Here is a 17,601-nt window from a genome sequence, read left to right as displayed (position 1 = left end):
GGTGGACAACACCGCGACCGTCAACGCGGTCTCGGCGGTGTCGAGCACCCCGGTGACCGCGAGCGACGCCAACTCGCGGATCGTGCCGCAGACGACCGGGCTGACCCTGGACAAGCGGGGCGTCATGGTCGACGTCAACGGCAACGGGATCGTCGACGCGGGCGACCGCATCGACTACACCCTCATCGCCAGGAACACCGGCAACATCATGCTGACCGACGTTCGCAAGGACGACCCGGCCATCGGGATCTACAACGCCACGTGCGGCACCGGCACGCTCGACCCGGGCCAGGAGGTCACCTGCTACCCGGCGGGCTACCCGACGACCCCGCTGCGCAACCACGTGCTGACGCAGGCCGACGTCGACGCGGGCCACTACGACAACACCGCGACGCTGACCGCACCAAGCCGGACGGCACCAAGGTCGCGGCGACCGACACGGTCGTCATGCCCTGGACGCGGACCGCGTCGTACACCTTCGACAAGCAGGCCGGCTCGCTGGTCGACATCGACGGCAACGGGCCGGACGCGGGTGACACGATCACCTACACCTTCACGGTGACCAACACCGGCACCACCACCCTGACCCCGGTGACCTACAGCGACACCAAGCTGGGCATCAGCAACGCCCAGTGCGTCGCGTCGCTGGTCCGGGGGTGACGGCCTCCTGCCCGGCCAAGACGTACGTCCTGACCCAGGCCGACGTGGACTCCGGCTCGGTGGCCAACAACGCCTCCGTCGTCGCGACCCCGCCGACCGGCGTCACCGTCGTCAACCAGGCGGACGGCACGAGCACGACGACCTACGGCTCCTCGCTGATCTCGCTGACCAAGACCGCCGGCGCGATCACCGACCTGGACGGCAACCAACCGGACGCCGGGGACCAGATCACCTACACCTTCAAGGTGACCAACACCGGCACCACCACGCTCAGCTCGGTGGTCGTCAACGACGCCAAGCTCGGTATGGCGAACGAGATCGCGTGCGGCACCGGCACCCTGGCGCCCGGCGCCTCGGTCACCTGCACCACGCGCACCTACACCACGACGCAGGCCGACGTCACCCGGTGCCGTGCACAACGACGCCGGCACGACGGCCAAGGACCCGAAGGGCACGACCGTCATGGCCCGGCCACGGCGGACGTCCCGGTGACGGCCAACCCGAAGATGACCCTGGACAAGACCGACTCGGCGATCGTCGACACCAACGGCGACGGCAAGGTCGACGCCGGCGACACGATCACCTACCAGTTCACGGTCAAGAACACCGGCAACGTGACGCTCAACCCGGTCACCGTCACCGACGGCAAGGTCGGGCTGGCCAGCCAGGCCTGCGGCACCGGTCCGCTGCTGCCCGGGGCCTCCCGCACCTGCCTGACGACGCCGTACGTGCTCACGCAGGCCGACGTCGACGGCGGCTCGGTGGACAACTCCGCCATCGCCCACGGCACCACGCCGACCAGCGGTGACGTCCCGGCCACGGACACCAGCTCGCGGCTCGTCGCCTCGACGCCCTCGCTCAGCCTGAAGAAGGTCGCCGGGGCCCCGGTCGACCTCAACGGCGACGGCGTGATCGGTGCCGGTGACTCGATCACCTACACCTTCGGCGTGACCAACACCGGCAACACCTCGCTGGCGCCGGTGACGGTGACCGACTCCCGCCTGGGCCTCACCGCCGCCACCTGCGGGTCGACGACCACGCCGCTGGCGCCCGGCGACACCCGGACGGACTGCATCTCGCGGACCTACACCATCACCCAGGCCGACGCCGATGCCGGCAAGGTGGTCAACAACGCGACCGCCAACGGCACCGACCCCAAGGGCACCGTGGTGACCGCGCCGTCGAGCGCGACCGCCACCTGGACCCGGACCAGCACCATCACCATGGACAAGGTGTCCGGTGGCGTGGTCGACGCCAACAACAACGGCAGGACCGACGTCGGCGACACGATCCAGTACACCTTCACGGTCAAGAACACGCGGCACGACGACGCTCACCTCGGTGACGTACACCGACACCAAGCTGGGCATCTCCGGCGTCGCCTGCGGCACCGGGCCGCTGGCGCCGGGCGAGTCCCGCGTCTGCCCGACCCGGACCTACGCGCTGACCCAGGCCGACATCGACGCGGGCAAGGTCGACAACACCGCGACCGCGACGGGCACCGACCCGGCCGGCGTCAAGGCCACCGGGCCCGACACGGTCACGACCGACGTCGCGCGCACCCCGGGCATCGCGCTGGTCAAGAAGCTGTCCAAGATCACCGACAACGGTGACGGCGTCGTGGGGGCCGGGGACACCATGTCCTACACCTTCACGGTCACCAACACCGGCAACGTGACCCTGGACCCGGTGACCTACACCGACGCCCAGCTCGGCGTGACCGCCGCCGCGTGCGGCACCACCCCGCTGAAGCCCGGTGAGAGCCGAGACTGCCCGCCGCTCAACCGCGTGCGGACGCAGGCCGACGTCGACGCGGGTGCCTTCACCAACTCCGCCACGGCGACCGGCACCGCCCCGGACGGCACGACCACCTCGGCGAGCTCGTCGGTGATTGTGGCAACCAAGGCCACCATCAGCCTGGACAAGGTCGCGAGCGTCATCAAGGACACCAACTCCAGCGGCCGGGCCGACGTGGGTGACACGATCGACTACACGTTCACCGTCACCAACACCGGCACCGTGACGCTCGGCCAGGTCACCCTGACCGACGCCAGGCTCGGCTACGCCGGCGCGGTCTGCACCAGCACGACGCTCGCCCCCGGGGCCAGCACCACGTGCCTGGCCAAGACCTACCCGCTGACGCAGGCCGACGTGAACGCCGGCGTGGTCGACAACACCGCCACGGCCTACGGCACGGCGACGATCAACGGCGCCCGAACCCCGACGGTCAGCGACGCCACGTCCACCACCGTGCCGCAGTCGTCGACCATCACCCTGGACAAGACGGCGTCCGCCATCGCGGACACCAACTCGACCGGGCGGGCCGACGCGGGCGACACCGTGACCTACTCGTTCGTGGTGCGCAACACCGGCACGACGACGCTGAGCGCCGTGACCCTCACGGACCCGACGCTGGGCCTCGCCGCCGTGGCCTGCGGCACGGGCGACCTCGCCCCGGGTGCGACGCGCACCTGCACGGCATACCCGCTCAAGCTCACGCAGGCGCAGGTCGACGCCGGTGGCGTCAACAACACCGCCACCATCGCGGCGACCGACCCCAAGGGCACCCCGGTGTCCGGCGCGGACGACGCCAGCACCTCGGTGACCGCGGCGTCCGGCATCAAGCTGGCCAAGACGGCCGGCACGATCGTCGACGTCAACGGCAACAAGGAGCAGGACGTCAACGACACGGTGACGTACACCTTCACGATCACCAACACCGGCAACACCACCCTGTCGCCGGTCACCCTGACCGACCCGATGGTGGGCATGGACCGGGCCACCTGCGGCGGCCGGACCTCGCTCGCGCCCGGCGCGTCGACGTCCTGCACCGCGACGTACGCCCTGACCCTCGCCGACCTCAACAACAACGGCATGACCAACACCGCGACCGCGGCGGGCCTGGACCCGACCGGCCAGACGGTGACCAACACCCAGTCGGCCCCGGTCTCGATCACCGCCGTGCGGTCCATCTCGATGGACAAGCAGCTGGTGGCGGCCCCGTCCGACACCAACGGCGACGGCGTCATCGGCGCCGGCGACACCCTGACCTACCGGTTCTACGTCAAGAACACCGGCAACCTGTCGCTGCACGACGTCCGCTACACCGACGCGCGCATCGGCATCGTCGACCAGGTCTGCACCTCGCAGGTGCTCGACCCCGGTATGTCGGCCGAGTGCCCGACCTCGACGTACACCATCACCCAGAAGGACCTGGACCAGGCCGTGACGCTGGCCAACGGCACCAAGACGCCGGCGGTCGTCAACTCGGCCACGACCACGGGCCTGACGCCCAAGAACATCCCGGTGAGCGGCTCGGACCGCGTCGAGACGCCGCTGGCGGAGACCCCGCTGCTGCAGTTCGACAAGACCGCGTCGGGCATCGTCGACGCCAACAACGACGGCAAGCAGTCGGTCGGTGACACGATCACCTACACCTTCACGACCACCAACACCGGCAACGTCACCATGACGCTCGTCGGGGTCACCGACGCGAAGCTGGGCATGAGCAACGTCCAGTGCACGCCCAACACGATCGCCCCGCGCGAGTCGTCGACGTGCACCCGGACCTACGCGCTGACCCAGGTCGACGTGGACGCCGGGACCGTGGACAACGTGAACGCCTACGTCACCGCCAGCACGCCCCTGGGCAAGCAGGCGAAGACGACGGACAGCACGTCCACGCCGGTCACGCAGGCCCCGAGCCTGTCGGCGACCAAGCACGCGATCAACCTCATCGACAACGGTGACGGCATCACCTCGGTGGGCGACAAGCTCGTCTTCGCGATCACCGTCACCAACACGGGCACGGCGACGCTCGGCGACGTGACCTACACCGACCCGCTGATCTCGGCGACGCCGATGCCCTGCGGCAGCGGCCCGTTGGCCCCCGGCGCCACCCGGACCTGCCCGAACCTGACCTACACCGGCACGGCCACCGACTACCAGAACGGCGTCATCGTCAACACCGTGACCCTGGCCGGCACCACCGGCACCGGCACCACGGTGACCGGCAACGCCTCGGTCACCGTGCCGACCCGGCAGGGCATCGACCTCGTCAAGTCGGTCACCCCGATCGACGACGTCGACGCCAACGGCCCCGACGCCGGTGACAAGGTGACCTACTCCTTCACCATCACCAACACCGGCACCACGCCGCTGGACCGCCTGGTCATGGACGACGCTCTGCTGGGTATCGTCAAGGCCGGTGGCTGCACCGTGCCGGTCCTGCCGGACGGCTCGACGTACCTCATGCCGGGGAAGTCGACCACCTGCACCCAGCGTGGCTACACGCTTACCCAGGCCGACGTCGACGCCGGCAAGGTCGTCAACACCGCCACGGCGTACGGCTTCAACAGCACGCTGCCGATGGTCCACTCGCCGCTGGCCACCTCGACGGTGCAGACCGACATCACACCCGATCCGACGATCGTGCTCGGGAAGACCTCCGGCGGGGCCACGGACAGCAACAACAACGGCCGCATCGACGTCGGTGAGCCGATCACCTACAGCTTCACGGTGACCAACACCGGCAACCAGACGATCAGGAACGTGACCATCACGGATGCCATGCTCGGCCTGAGCGGGGTGCCTTGTGTCACCGGGACCACGACGACGCTGGCCCCTGGCACGTCGGTGGCTTGTACGGCGCGCACCTACGCGCTCAAGCAGACCGATGTGGATGCGGCCACCGTGACCAACACCGCCACCGCGGCGGGCACCTCGCCGGCCGGTACGGCGGTGACCTCTACGAGGCCTCCAAAACCGACGGTTTCCCCCGTCAGCCTGCGATCGCGCTGGACAAGATCGTCTCGACGGTCACGGACACCAACGCCAACGGGATGAACGACGCCGCCGACACGGTGACCTACACCTTCAAGGTCACCAACACCGGCAACGTCACCCTGAACCCCGTGTGGCTGACCGACCTCAGCCTGGGCATCGTGGACGAGACCTGCATGGCCGGTTCGCTGGCCCCCGGGGCCAGCGCGACGTGCCCCCCGGTGACGGTGAAGCTCAGCCAGGCCCAGCTCGACGCCGGCACGGTCGACAACGCCGCCACGATCATGGGGATCGCGCCCAACGGCCAGCCCGTCACCTCGGACGACACCACCTCGCGGCCGCTGGCCCAGGGTTCGGCGTTCACCATCGTCAAGTCGCACGTCAACCTGGCGGACGGGACTGCCCGCACAACGGACGGCCCCTCGGGCCTCCCGGGCGTGGTCGACGCCGGTGACACCGTGACCTTCAGCTTCACGGTCAGCAACACCGGCAACACCACCCTGAGCGGTCTGCAGATCAGCGACCAACTGCCCACCACCGCGGTGAGCTGCCCGACCACGACCGCCGCACCCGGCGAGGTCATCACCTGCACCGCGGACTACACGCTGACACAGTTCGACATCAACGCCGGCGAGGTGAGCAACACGGCCACGGCGTCGATGGCGGCGCCCACGGGTGCTCCGCAGCCCGCCGACCAGACGTCCATCGACGTCGCCAAGCTGGCGCTCAAGGCAGCCGTCACCTTCGACAAGCAGGCCGGCACCGTCGTGGACGCCAACAAGACCGGCAACCAGGAGGCCGGGGACACGATCCCCTACACCTTCGTGGTGTGGAACACCGGCAACGTCCCGCTGACCGTCTCGGCGATCAAGGACGACAAGCTGGACGGTGCCGGTGCAGCCGGCTCGGCCTGGCCCTCGGCATACACCTGCACCCACCGAGACCCCAACCACGGTGCCTTCGACCCGACCAAGGACGAGATCGCCCCGCAGACGGGTATCGAGTGCACGGCGAGCTACACGATCACCTCGACCGACATGCTGGCCGGTGACGTGACCAACCACGCCACGCTGGTGACGGCGGTGGGTGGTGGCTACACCATCGACCCGCCTGCCGAGACGGACCCGGAGATCACCTCCACCCTCCTGCAGAAGGCCTCCCCGGCCATCCAGGTGCAGAAGAACGTGCTGACCATGGCCGACGGGTCGACCTTCGTGGACAACAACGGCGACGGCATCAAGAACGCCGGTGACTACGTCTACTTCTCGCTCGTGTCGCAGAACGTGGGTACGGCGGGTCTGACCGACGTGACCATCGGCGACCCGATGCTGACCATGGCCAACGTTAAGGTGGTCCAGGGCAGCCTCAATGCCGACAACCGACTGGTCTGCGACCTGGGTGCCGTCCGCCAGCAACCGGTCACCTCCGACTGGATCACCACCCCGGGCGGATCCACGATCATGGCCAAGCGGGCCACCGGCCTCACCGGTCTGCTGGCTGCCCTGGTCGGCGGACAGGCCGCCGACGGGACCCCGGTCCTGGACCCGACCCAGTGGTGCGGCTGCGGCGTGCTGCAGTACACCATCACCGAGAATGACGTGGCCAAGGGCATGGTCCAGACCACCGCGGACGTGAGTGGCAAGCCCCTCGGCTCGACCGAGGTGGTCAAGGACATCGACCAGGCCCCGGTGCCGCTGGACCTCACCACGGGCTACACGCTCGACAAGCAGGCCGACCTGCAGGACGTCAACGGCAACGGCACCGCGGACGAGGGCGAGAAGGTCACCTACTCGTTCACGGTGACGAACACCGGTCAGGTCGAGATCCCCAGCGTCAAGATCACCGACTCGATGCTCGGGCTCGCGGCCCAGGAGTGCCTGGCCACGCCCTTGGCGGTGGGTGCCTCGACCTCCTGCCTGGCCACGACCTACTCGGTCAAGTCCGGTGACCTGGGCTATGGCTCGATCCAGAACGTCGCGTCGGCGCAGGCCTACTACTCCGACGGGTCGACCCTCGGTGCCAAGGCCTCCGACAGCACGGACACCCCGGTCGCGGACCAGGTGCTCGGGGGCCGGACCACGCTGCCGGGCACCGGTGGTGGCTCCGGTGGCGGTGGCACCGGAGGCGGAGGCTACGGTCCGGGCATCATCCCGGGCGGTGTCTACGGCGGTATGCCGGGCATGGTGATCTCCACCAACGACGGCACCACCTGGCAGCCGGGCCAGCCGGTCCCCGCGGGCTACTACGTCGACCCGCGGACGGGCAAGCTCGCCAAGACGGGTGCCGACGTGCTGGTCCTGCTCGCGGCAGGCCTCGGGATGCTCCTCGTCGGCGCCTGGCTGTTGGTCCTCGCCAAGCGTCGTCGCGACGAGGAGGACGAGGAGGGGACGGACACGGCCTGATCCTGGCTGCCGAGCGCGGGCCGGTCCGGGCGCCGATGGCGTCGGGACCGGCCCGCGGCGACATACCGCCTCTGACGGACAGTGATCGCGATTCGGAGAGTGCTGCGGGAAAAGTGACGGAAAGTGGGTGAAAGTCCCGGCATCTGGCCTATGATGGTCACGTAAAGTATTCATCAGGCTGCAAGTCTGGGAGCATGCGTGACTCCCTGCAGCCGACCGACAGCCCCGGGGTATGCCGGGGGGAAGGTGGCAGTGACCATGGTCGCTCCCAAGAAGCTCGGCGCCTCGCTGGCCGCGGTCACGGCGGCCTCTGCGCTCGCCCTGGCCGGCTGCTCCGGCGCCACCCGCACCACCGCCACGACCACGACCTTCCCGCCCGGCGCCGCCGGCCAGGCCGCCCGGGTCAACGACGCGGGCATCTCGCCCAAGGACCTGGTCGTCCCGCCGGTGCTCAAGCCCCAGGGCCTCGAGGGCGCCCGCAAGGACTTCACCCTGGACGGCAACTGCGACACCAAGCTCGGGGAGCAGAAGGTCACCGGTACCCTGAAGTCCTCGGCCAAGGGGCCCAAGGACTACGTCATCACCATCAACTGGGTGCACGGCTCGGACGTCATGGGTCGCGCCTCCAAGCTGCTCGAGAACGTCGCGCCCGGGTCGACCCAGAAGGTCGAGCTCACGACCAAGCTCACCAAGGCCGCCGACGGCTGCACGGTCAACGTCACGCGCGGCGCCAAGGGCTGACGCCCTTCGTACGTCAGGGGCCGGGATCCACCGAGGGGGTGGATCCCGGCCCCTGCTGCTCCGGGCACGCCACTACCCTGGGACAACGGCCCTCGCGTCGCGAGGGCCCGTCCGTCGAAGGAGAGCCATGCCCAGGGAGCGTGAGGCGCTGCTCTCGTCGAGCGTCCGCCGTCAGATCACCGAGCTCGTCGAGGCCGAGCCCGACCGGTGGACCGCCCTCGCCCTGTCCGACACCCTGGGCCTGCACGTCACGACCGTGCGCTTCCACCTGGACCAGCTCGAGCAGGCCGGCGTCCTGGCGTCCCAGCCCGAGCGGCGGGAGCGGCCGGGGCGCCCGCGCAAGGTCTATCGCCGGGCCACCGACACCGCCCCGGTGAGCGCCAGCGCTTATGTCATCCTCGCCGACGTGCTGTCGGCGACCCTGGCCGGTGGCGGCCGGGCGGGCTCGGACGTGGCGGCCCGCGCGCAGGCGGCGGACCGTGCGGGAGCGGCCTGGGTGCGGGCCCACGGGCAGGCCGTCGAGCCTGCGGCCACGCCCTCGGGCACCGACACGAGCGGGAGCATCCCGGTGCGGCCCCTGGTCGACACCCTCGCCCGCTGGGGCTACCCGCCCGAGACGGTCACCGTCGAGGGGGACCTGGCGACCCGCTGCCAGGCGACCCTGACCTACTGCCCGATGCTCGAGGCAGCCCGACGCCACCCGGACGTGATCTGCGGGATCCACCTGGGCCTGGTGCGCGGCACCCTCACCGAGCTGGGCGTGCCCGACCCGCAGGTGCGGGTGGTCCCGATGGTCACGCCGGGCGTGTGCGCCGTCGACATCAGCACCGCCGCGGCCGCGCCCGGGGACCTCGTCGAGGACGGCCTCGACCTGCGTCACGTCCTGCCCGACTGAGGACCGGTCCGAGGGTGGGTGCCTGGTCTGGCGGCATGAGCTACCAGGTGAGTCCCCTGCGCGCCGCCGACGCCGAGGTGATCGGCCCGGGCCACAACCGGGTATGGCGGGTCGCCTACCGCGGGCTCCTGCCCGACGAGGTCTTCGACGCCCGCTCCGACGAGGACAGCACCCGCCGGTGGCGCGAGCGCGGCCGGCAGCACGACCGGACCGGGCAGTCTGTCGAGGGGGCGATCACCTGGGTCGCCCGCGACCTGACCGGCGCGCCCGTGGGGTGGGCGAGCGCCGGCCCGGCCCGCGACGACGACGCGCCTGCCGAGCTCGAGCTGTGGTCGCTGTACCTCCTGCCCGAGCACTGGGGCTCGGGCGCGGCCCGGCAGCTGGTGGAGGCGGCCCTGGGGGAGCGGGCGGCCTACCTGTGGGTCCTGCAGGGCAACGAGCGGGCGCTGGCCTTCTATCGCCGTCAGGGCTTCGTCGAGGACGGGTCGACCCAGGAGCTCGCCGGCACCGGGGCGACCGAGCTGCGGATGGTGCGGGGCGTCACCCCGGCTTGGGAGCGCCCTTGCGGGCGTAGCGCATCCACGTGATCGCCGTGCACATGACCGCCCAGGCGACGCCCACCCAGTAGAACGCCGTGGCGCCCATCGTCCCGATGCCCAGGGCGAAGAAGAAGGGCCCGAAGGCCGCGATCGCCGCGGTCCAGCCGATCACGCCGCCGGCCTGGCGCTTCTCGAAGATCATCGGCATCTGCTTGAAGGTCGAGGCGTTGCCGATCCCGGAGAACAGGAAGATCAGCATCATGCCCCAGAAGAAGTGCGTGAACCCGCCCTGCAGGGCCGTCGCGGAGGAGGTGTCCGGGGACAGCGCCGGGATCGTCCAGACGATGGAGGCGATCAGGCCCAGGCCGGAGACGAGGGTCCAGATCGCGCCGCCCATCTTGTCGGTCAGCGGGGCGAAGAGCATCCGGGCCAGGGCGCCGATCAGCGGCCCCCAGAAGACGAAGGTGACCGGGTCGGGGACGGCATACCCCTGGACCAGGATCTGGGCGGTCGCGCCGGAGCCCCTGACGATGTCGGCGTTGCCCGAGCCGTAGAGATTGGTCGCGAGCAGGCCGAACTGCGCCGACAGCCCGGCGAAGGTGCCGAAGGTCATGATGTAGATCAGGGTCATCAGCCAGGTGTCGACGTTGCCGAAGATGTCGAACTGCTGGCGGAGGTTGGCCTTGACCGGGACCGACCTCAGCAGGGTCCAGGCGAGGGCGGCACCGACGAGGACCAGGGGGATCCAGACGAACGCGGCGTTCTGGTACCACACCTCCTTGGAGGGCTTGCCAGGCACCTTCATCATCTCGGAGTGGCCGAGGAAGCCGATCATCGAGAAGCCGATGAGCCACGGCGTGAGGAGCTGCACCAGCGAGACGCCGAGGTTGCCGAGACCGGCCTGCAGGCCGAGCGCGGTCCCCTGCAGGCGCCGGGGGAAGAAGTACGACGTGGACGGCATGAAGCCGGAGAAGGCGCCGCCGCCGATGCCGGCCAGGAAGGCCAGGACCATCAGCTCCCAGTAGGGCGCGGTCGGCGCGGTCACCCGCACGCCCCAGCCGAGGACCGGCAGCACGAGCAGCAGCGTGGTGAGGGCCACCATCCTGCGGGTGCCCATGATCGGGGGCAGGACCATCCACACGATGCGCAGCAGGCCGGCGGCCAGACCGGGCATCGCCGACATCCAGTACAGCTCCTGCTTGCTGAAGGAGTAGCCCAGGGCGTTGAGCTTGGGGATGATCGCGCTCGGGAGGTACCACGCGACGAAGCACATGGTGAGCGAGAAGGTCGTGATCCACAGGGTGCGCCAGGCGAGGCCCTTGTCCCAGGTCGCGTCGTTCTCCGGGTCCCAGGCCTGCAGCCACTCACCCCCGGTGCGGGCGTCGGTCGCGGTGCTCATGGTGTGGTCTCCAGTCGGTGGGGGGTCAGTGGTCGAAACGGTCGGCGAGGTGCGGGGACTGCTGGTGCAGCATCCGCACGACGGTCAGGTGCATCCAGGCGAGGCAGACGGCGGTGAGCAGGAAGAGCACGAAGAAGGTGCTCGACGGGAACCCGCTCCACGCCTTGGAGTACGCGAACAGCGGCGGCAGGAAGAAACCGCCCAGGCCGCCGAGCATGCCGACGAGGCCGCCGACGGAGCCGACGTTGTCGGGGAAGTACTCGGGGATGTGCTTGTAGACCGCGGCCTTGCCGACGCCCATCGCGCACCCGAGCAGGAAGACCAGCACGGTGAACGGCACGAGCCCGAGCGCCCAGGGCAGGTGCTCGCTGGTGCGCCCGTCGGGGTGGCTGATGACCAGGTGGCCGCTCGGCATCATCAGCAGCCCGCTGGTGAGGAGCATGACCACGAAGGTGCCGTACATCGCCCTGCGCGCGCCGAAGCGGTCGGAGAACCAGCCGCCGACCGGGCGCAGCAGCGAGGCGGGGAAGATGAACAGCGCCGTCAGCAGCCCCGCCTGGGTCAGGGAGACGTCGTAGTTGTCCTGGTAGTAGTTGGGCAGCGTGCTCGACAGCGCGACGTAGGCGCCGAACACCGCGACGTAGTAGAGGCTGAAGCGCCAGACGCGCACCTGCCGCAGCGGGACCAGCATCTCCGACAGGGGCTTGGCCGCCCCCGGCATCCGGTCCGCGCTCGGCGTCCCGCACCACGTGAGCACCGCGAGGACCACGAGCAGCACGGCGTAGATGACCGGGACGAGGCGCCAGCCGCCCTCGACCATGCCGAGGTAGGTCGCGCCGGCGGTGCCGGCGATCAGCGGCGGGCCGATGAACTTGGTGACCGAGGCCCCGACGTTGCCCGCCCCGAAGAGCCCGAGCGCGAAGCCCTGCCGCCGGCGGCCGAACCACGCGGAGTTCCAGGCCACCCCGACGCTGAAGGAGTTGCCCACGAAGCCCACGAGGAAGGCGAGCAGCAGGAGCATGGAGTAGGAGTGGGCGTGCGCCACGAGGTAGGCCGGGACCGCGCCCAGCAGGAGCAGCGCCGTGAAGACCTTGCGGCCGCCGACGCGGTCCGTGAGCATCCCGGCCGGCAGACGCCACATCGACCCGTTGAGGATGGCGGCGGCGAGGATCCAGGAGTACTGCTCCTCGGACAGGTGCAGCTCGGCCCGGATGGGCTTCTGCAGGATGCCGAACATCATCCAGACCGCGAACATCACGGTGAACGAGATCGTGGACCAGGTCAGGACCCGGCCGGCGCCGGCGCCGGCCTCGGCCGGGTGGGGTGCGGCCGCCGCCGAGGCGGGGACGGCCGAGCTGCGAGCAGGGGTGCTCACGGGCGACTCCTCGAATTTGAAGGATCGTTGCGCAACACGCTAGGACCCTGTGGTGCGTCGTACAAGGTGACAGGCTGAGAGGGATTCTGCGGATCTTTTCACCTGCAAGTTTGTCATACGAATCCAATTTGGAGGACGGTGGTTCGGGACTGCGCGCGGGGCCGGTCCAGGGTTAGACTGCGACTGTCCGATCGATTAAGAGGATTCATCGCCGTGGCGCGAGCGCGTCAGGGGAGGAGGCCGGGTGACCCTCGCCACGCCGCTGCCCGACACCTGGGCGCCCGAGCCCGGCCCCCGGCCCAGCCTGCTCGCCCCCTCGCCGCGCCGTCGGGTCATCGACCTGCTCGCCCGGGCGCCCCGGCTCACCGACGGCCGGGCCCGGGGCGTCACCGCCCAGGAGGTCGCCGCCCACCTCGGCGTCCACGTCACCACGGCCCGCGCCCACCTGCGGGTCCTCGTCGACGCCCACGTCGTCGAGGCCTGCTCGGAGCGCGGCGGCCGGGTCGGCCGCCCCCGCACCCTCTATCGCCTGGTCCCTGCCGAGGTGCGGCTCGACCCCACCCACCGCGAGCTGTCCGGCCTGGTCACCTCCCACTGGGGGCTGCCCGAGCCGGAGGGCTCGGCCCGGATGGAGGAGGCCGCCCGCACCTGGGCCCTGGAGCGGGCCCAGGTGACCCCGCCCGCCTGGGCCCCCGCGACCACCCCGGGGCAGTGGCTCAGCACCGCCGAGCTCGTCGTCGACGTGATGGCGGGCTGGGGCTTCCGTCACGACCTGGTGCTCACCGGCGACGGCCGCCAGGTGGAGCTGGAGCTGACCCGGGCGCCCTTCCTCGCCATCGCGGCCCGGCACGCCCCCGTGCTCTACGCCTTCCGTCGAGGACTGCTCGGCGGGGTCCTGGAGCGGCTCGGCGAGACCCGGGTCGACGTCACGCTGCGGCCCCACGCCGACATCGCCGTCACCACGGCCACGCTGACCACCCGCACCCCGCTGCGGCATACCGTCACCACCCGCACCGACGAGTCCACCAGGAGATCTGCATGAGCACGTCCACCACCCGGGGCAAGAGCCCGTCGGGCATCGACGGTCCGCTCGCCGAGGCGCTCGTCGGCACGCGCCGGTTCTTCACCCGGTCGGCGATCAGCCCGGACGGCCGGACCATCCACGAGGTGGGCGGTCGTGAGGCCGACGCGTTCTACCGCGACCGGTGGAGCCACGACAAGGTCGTGCGCTCCACGCACGGCGTCAACTGCACCGGCTCCTGCTCGTGGAAGGTCTACGTCAAGGACGGGATCATCACCTGGGAGGCCCAGCAGACCGACTATCCCTCGACCGGCGGCGACCGCCCGGAGTACGAGCCCCGCGGCTGTCCCCGTGGCGCGGCCTTCTCCTGGTACACCTACTCGCCGACGCGGGTGCGCTATCCCTACCTGCGCGGCGTGCTCCTGGAGATGTACCGCGCGGCCAAGCAGGAGTACGGCGACCCGGTCCTCGCCTGGGCCTCGATCGTGCAGGACCCGCAGCGCCGCCGCCGCTACCAGTCGGCGCGCGGCAAGGGCGGCCTGGTGCGGGCCTCCTGGGCCGAGGCCACCGAGATCGTCGCGGCCGCCCAGGTCTACACCATCAAGCGCTGGGGCCCCGACCGGATCGCGGGCTTCTCGCCGATCCCGGCCATGTCGATGGTGTCCTATGCCTCCGGCGCGCGGTTCACCGAGCTCATCGGCGGCACAATGCTGTCCTTCTACGACTGGTATGCCGACCTGCCGCCGGCCTCGCCGCAGATGTTCGGCGACCAGACGGACGTGCCCGAGTCGGGTGACTGGTGGGACGCGGCCTACCTGATGATGTGGGGCTCCAACGTCCCCCTGACCCGCACGCCGGACGCCCACTGGATGACCGAGGCGCGCTACCGCGGCCAGAAGGTCGTCGTCGTCTCCCCGGACTACGCCGAGAACGTCAAGTTCGCCGACGAGTGGATGCGGGCCATGCCGGGCACCGACGCGGCGCTGGCCATGGCCATGGGCCACGTGGTGCTCAAGGAGTTCTTCGTGGACCGGCAGGTGGACTTCTTCCGGGACTACACCACGACCTACACCGACCTGCCCTATCTCGTCTGGCTGGACCAGGAGCGCGGCGAGGACGGCGAGCTGCGCTGGGTGCCGGGCAAGTTCGCGGTCGCGGGTGACGTCGCGGGCGGCCCCGAGTCGACCTCCGAGAACGCCATGTGGAAGCCCATGCTCGTCGACGAGGTCACCGGCGAGGTCGTCGTGCCGCGCGGCTCGATCGGGCACCGCTTCGGCGAGGAGGGCGTCGGGCGGTGGAACCTCGACCTCGGCGACGTGCGCCCCGCGCTGTCGATGATGGCCGAGGGCGCCCAGGTGGCCGAGGTCGCGCTGCCGCGCTTCGACGCGCTGGACGGCAAGGCCACCCTGCAGCACCGCGGCGTGCCCGTGCGGCAGCTGGGCGACGGCTACGTCACCACGGTCTTCGACCTGATGCTGGCGCAGTACGGCGTGGCCCGCCCGGGCCTGCCGGGGCAGTGGCCGACCGGCTACGACGACGTCCTCGCGGCCTACACCCCGGCCTGGCAGGAGGACATCACCGGCGTGCCCGCCGAGCAGTGCGCCCGGATCGCGCGGGAGTTCGCGCAGAACGCCGTGGACACCCAGGGCCGCTCGATGATCCTCATGGGCGCCGGCACCAACCACTGGTACCACTCCGACCTGATCTACCGCGCGATGCTCGTCCTGACGACGATCACCGGCTGCCAGGGCCGCAACGGCGGCGGCTGGGCGCACTACGTCGGCCAGGAGAAGGCCCGCCCCCTCATGGGCTTCCAGCACACGGCCTTCGCGCTGGACTGGGTGCGCCCGCCGCGCCACATGAACCAGACGACCTACTGGTACCTCCACACCAGCCAGTACCGCTACGACACCTACTCCGCCGACGACATCGGCGCGGGCCGCGGCGCCTTCCCGGGCGTGGCGGTGGCCGACCTGGTGGCGCAGGCCGCGCGACTCGGCTGGGCGCCGTCGTACCCCACCTTCAACCGCTCCTCGGTGGCCCTGCCCGACGAGGCCGAGGCCGCCGGGATGGAGGTCCCGGCCTACGTCGTGGACCAGCTCAAGAAGGGCGAGCTGCGGTTCGCCGCCGAGGACCCCGAGGCCGAGGAGAACTGGCCGCGCGTCCTCACCCTGTGGCGGGCCAACCTCTTCGGCTCCTCGGCCAAGGGCGACGAGTACTTCCTCAAGCACCTGCTCGGCACCGACCACGGCGTCAACGCCGAGGAGGCACCGGCGGACAAGCGCCCGGCGACGATCGAGTGGCCCGAGCAGGCCCACGAGGGCAAGCTCGACCTGCTGATGACCATCGACTTCCGGATGACCAGCAGCACCCTGCTGTCCGACGTGGTGCTGCCGGCGGCGACGTGGTACGAGAAGAACGACATCAACACCACGGACATGCACCCCTTCATCCACTCGTTCAACCCGGCCATCGCGCCGCCGTGGCAGTCGCGCACCGACTGGGATGCCTTCGTCACCATCGCCGAGGTGTTCAGCGAGCTGGCCAAGACCCACCTGGGCACCCGCAAGGACCTGGTCGCCAAGCCGCTGTGGCACGACACCCCCGAGGCGATGGCCAGCGTCCACGGCCGGGTGCTCGACTGGGCCAAGGGCGAGTGCGAGCCGGTGCCGGGCCGGACGATGCCGGTGCTCGCCGTCGTCGAGCGGGACTACACCGCGGTCCACGCCAGGATGACCGCGGTCGGGCCCCTGCTCGACACGCTGGGCACCACCTGCAAGGGCATCACCTACGACGTCACGAAGCAGGTGGAGTGGCTGGGCCGCAAGAACGGCCTGGTCCGCTCCGGGCCCGCGGCCGGGCGCCCGCGCCTGGACACCGCGGTGCAGGCGGCGGAGATGATCATGGCGCTGTCCGGCACCACCAACGGCCACGTCGCCACCCAGGGCTTCAGGACCCTGGAGAAGCGCACCGGCCACCAGCTGCACGACCTCGCCGCCGAGCACGAGGGCAAGCAGATCACGTATGCCGACACGGTCGCCGCGCCGGTCCCAGTCATCACCTCCCCGGAGTGGTCCGGGTCGGAGTCCGGGGGGCGCCGCTACAGCCCCTTCACCATCAACATCGAGCGGCTCAAGCCCTTCCACACCCTCACCGGGCGGCAGCACTTCTACCTCGACCACGACTGGATGCAGAAGATGGGCGAGACGCTGCCGACCTTCCGGCCGCCGCTCAACATGACCCAGCTCTTCGGCGAGCGCCCGCTGGGCGAGGTGACCGAGGACGAGCGGGGAGTGTCGGTGTCGGTGCGCTACCTCACGCCGCACAACAAGTGGTCGATCCACTCGGAGTACCAGGACAACCTGTTCATGCTGTCCCTGGGCCGCGGCGGTCAGTCGATCTGGATGTCCGACAAGGACGCCGCCAAGATCGGGGTCCGCGACAACGACTGGGTGGAGGCGGTCAACCGCAACGGCGTCGTCGCCTCCCGCGTCATCGTCACCCACCGGATGCCCGAGGGCACGGTCTACATGCCCCACGCCCAGGACCGGCTCATCGACGTGCCGCTCACCGAGCACAACGGCCGGCGCGGCGGCATCCACAACTCGATGACCCGGATCATGGTCAAGCCCAGCCACCTCGTCGGCGGGTACGCCCAGCTGTCCTACTTCTTCAACTACATCGGCCCGACCGGCAACAACCGCGACGAGGTCACGATCATCCGCAAGCGCTCGCAGCAGGTCACGTACTGATGGCCGCCACCGGTTCGGCATACGAAGGAGACGTC

Annotated in this window: 11 protein-coding genes and 1 pseudogene; 10 read left to right on the top strand and 2 right to left on the bottom strand. The window is 70.3% G+C overall.

Features of this window, described 5'->3' with window-relative positions:
- The 8 genes and pseudogenes from MM438_RS13360 to MM438_RS13330 all read left to right on the top strand — a co-directional run.
- Positions 1-562 (top strand): DUF7507 domain-containing protein (locus tag MM438_RS13360; protein ID WP_420914036.1); only part of this gene is annotated, 562 nt, incomplete at its 5' end.
- Positions 559-660, top strand: a complete 102-nt coding sequence (locus MM438_RS16975; RefSeq protein ID WP_420914035.1) for a hypothetical protein — start codon at positions 559-561, stop codon at positions 658-660. The genes MM438_RS13360 and MM438_RS16975, both read left to right, overlap by 4 nt.
- Positions 633-1,826: pseudogene (locus MM438_RS13355) on the top strand (DUF7507 domain-containing protein); the annotation flags it as partial. The gene MM438_RS16975 and the pseudogene MM438_RS13355, both read left to right, overlap by 28 nt.
- Positions 1,827-2,001: 175 nt before the next feature.
- Positions 2,002-5,505, top strand: coding sequence for a DUF7507 domain-containing protein (locus MM438_RS13350; protein ID WP_420914034.1), 3,504 nt, complete (start codon positions 2,002-2,004; stop codon positions 5,503-5,505).
- Positions 5,502-7,844 (top strand): DUF7507 domain-containing protein, encoded by a 2,343-nt coding sequence (locus MM438_RS13345; RefSeq protein ID WP_241453206.1) that lies wholly within the window; start codon positions 5,502-5,504, stop codon positions 7,842-7,844. The genes MM438_RS13350 and MM438_RS13345 overlap by 4 nt, the downstream gene beginning before the upstream one ends.
- Before the next feature lie 258 nt (positions 7,845-8,102).
- A complete protein-coding gene (locus tag MM438_RS13340) occupies positions 8,103-8,585 on the top strand; it encodes a hypothetical protein (protein WP_241453204.1) in 483 nt (160 codons plus the stop codon).
- Between the two features lie 127 nt (positions 8,586-8,712).
- Entirely contained in the window at positions 8,713-9,480 is a 768-nt protein-coding gene (locus MM438_RS13335; RefSeq protein ID WP_241453202.1) for a helix-turn-helix transcriptional regulator, read from the top strand.
- Between the two features lie 35 nt (positions 9,481-9,515).
- Positions 9,516-10,067 carry a GNAT family N-acetyltransferase gene (locus MM438_RS13330; RefSeq protein WP_241453196.1) on the top strand — a complete coding sequence of 184 codons (552 nt, stop codon included), beginning with the start codon at positions 9,516-9,518 and terminating at the stop codon, positions 10,065-10,067.
- Here MM438_RS13330 and MM438_RS13325 read toward each other — a convergent pair.
- Entirely contained in the window at positions 10,021-11,418 is a 1,398-nt protein-coding gene (locus MM438_RS13325) for an MFS transporter (protein WP_241453194.1), read from the bottom strand. The genes MM438_RS13330 and MM438_RS13325 overlap by 47 nt on opposite strands.
- A 25-nt stretch (positions 11,419-11,443) precedes the next feature.
- Complete coding sequence (locus tag MM438_RS13320; RefSeq protein ID WP_241453192.1) at positions 11,444-12,793, bottom strand: MFS transporter; 1,350 nt, start codon at positions 12,791-12,793, stop codon at positions 11,444-11,446.
- A gap of 244 nt (positions 12,794-13,037) precedes the next feature.
- On the opposite strand from MM438_RS13320, the gene MM438_RS13315 reads away from it, so the two are divergent.
- Both MM438_RS13315 and MM438_RS13310 read left to right on the top strand, forming a co-directional pair.
- Positions 13,038-13,835, top strand: coding sequence for a helix-turn-helix transcriptional regulator (locus MM438_RS13315; RefSeq protein ID WP_241453190.1), 798 nt, complete (start codon positions 13,038-13,040; stop codon positions 13,833-13,835).
- The gene (locus MM438_RS13310) at positions 13,832-17,566 is read left to right on the top strand and encodes a nitrate reductase subunit alpha (protein ID WP_241453189.1); all 3,735 of its coding nucleotides are present in this window, start codon (positions 13,832-13,834) and stop codon (positions 17,564-17,566) included. The genes MM438_RS13315 and MM438_RS13310 overlap by 4 nt, the downstream gene beginning before the upstream one ends.
- Positions 17,567-17,601 lie beyond the last annotated feature (35 nt).

The organism is Arsenicicoccus dermatophilus (assembly GCF_022568795.1).
Classification (GTDB): domain Bacteria; phylum Actinomycetota; class Actinomycetes; order Actinomycetales; family Dermatophilaceae; genus Arsenicicoccus; species Arsenicicoccus dermatophilus.
The sequence above is the reverse complement of the archived record's forward strand: the minus strand, read 5'-3'. Positions and strand labels throughout refer to the sequence as shown.

Excerpts from the sequence above, each read along its gene's own strand:
- MM438_RS13345 (WP_241453206.1), top strand. The coding sequence starts at position 5,502 with ATGAACGACGCCGCCGACACGGTGACCTACACCTTCAAGGTCACCAAC.
- MM438_RS13340 (WP_241453204.1), top strand. The coding sequence starts at position 8,103 with ATGGTCGCTCCCAAGAAGCTCGGCGCCTCGCTGGCCGCGGTCACGGCG.
- MM438_RS13335 (WP_241453202.1), top strand. The coding sequence starts at position 8,713 with ATGCCCAGGGAGCGTGAGGCGCTGCTCTCGTCGAGCGTCCGCCGTCAG.
- MM438_RS13330 (WP_241453196.1), top strand. The coding sequence starts at position 9,516 with ATGAGCTACCAGGTGAGTCCCCTGCGCGCCGCCGACGCCGAGGTGATC.
- MM438_RS13325 (WP_241453194.1), bottom strand. The coding sequence starts at position 11,418 with ATGAGCACCGCGACCGACGCCCGCACCGGGGGTGAGTGGCTGCAGGCC.
- MM438_RS13310 (WP_241453189.1), top strand. The coding sequence starts at position 13,832 with ATGAGCACGTCCACCACCCGGGGCAAGAGCCCGTCGGGCATCGACGGT.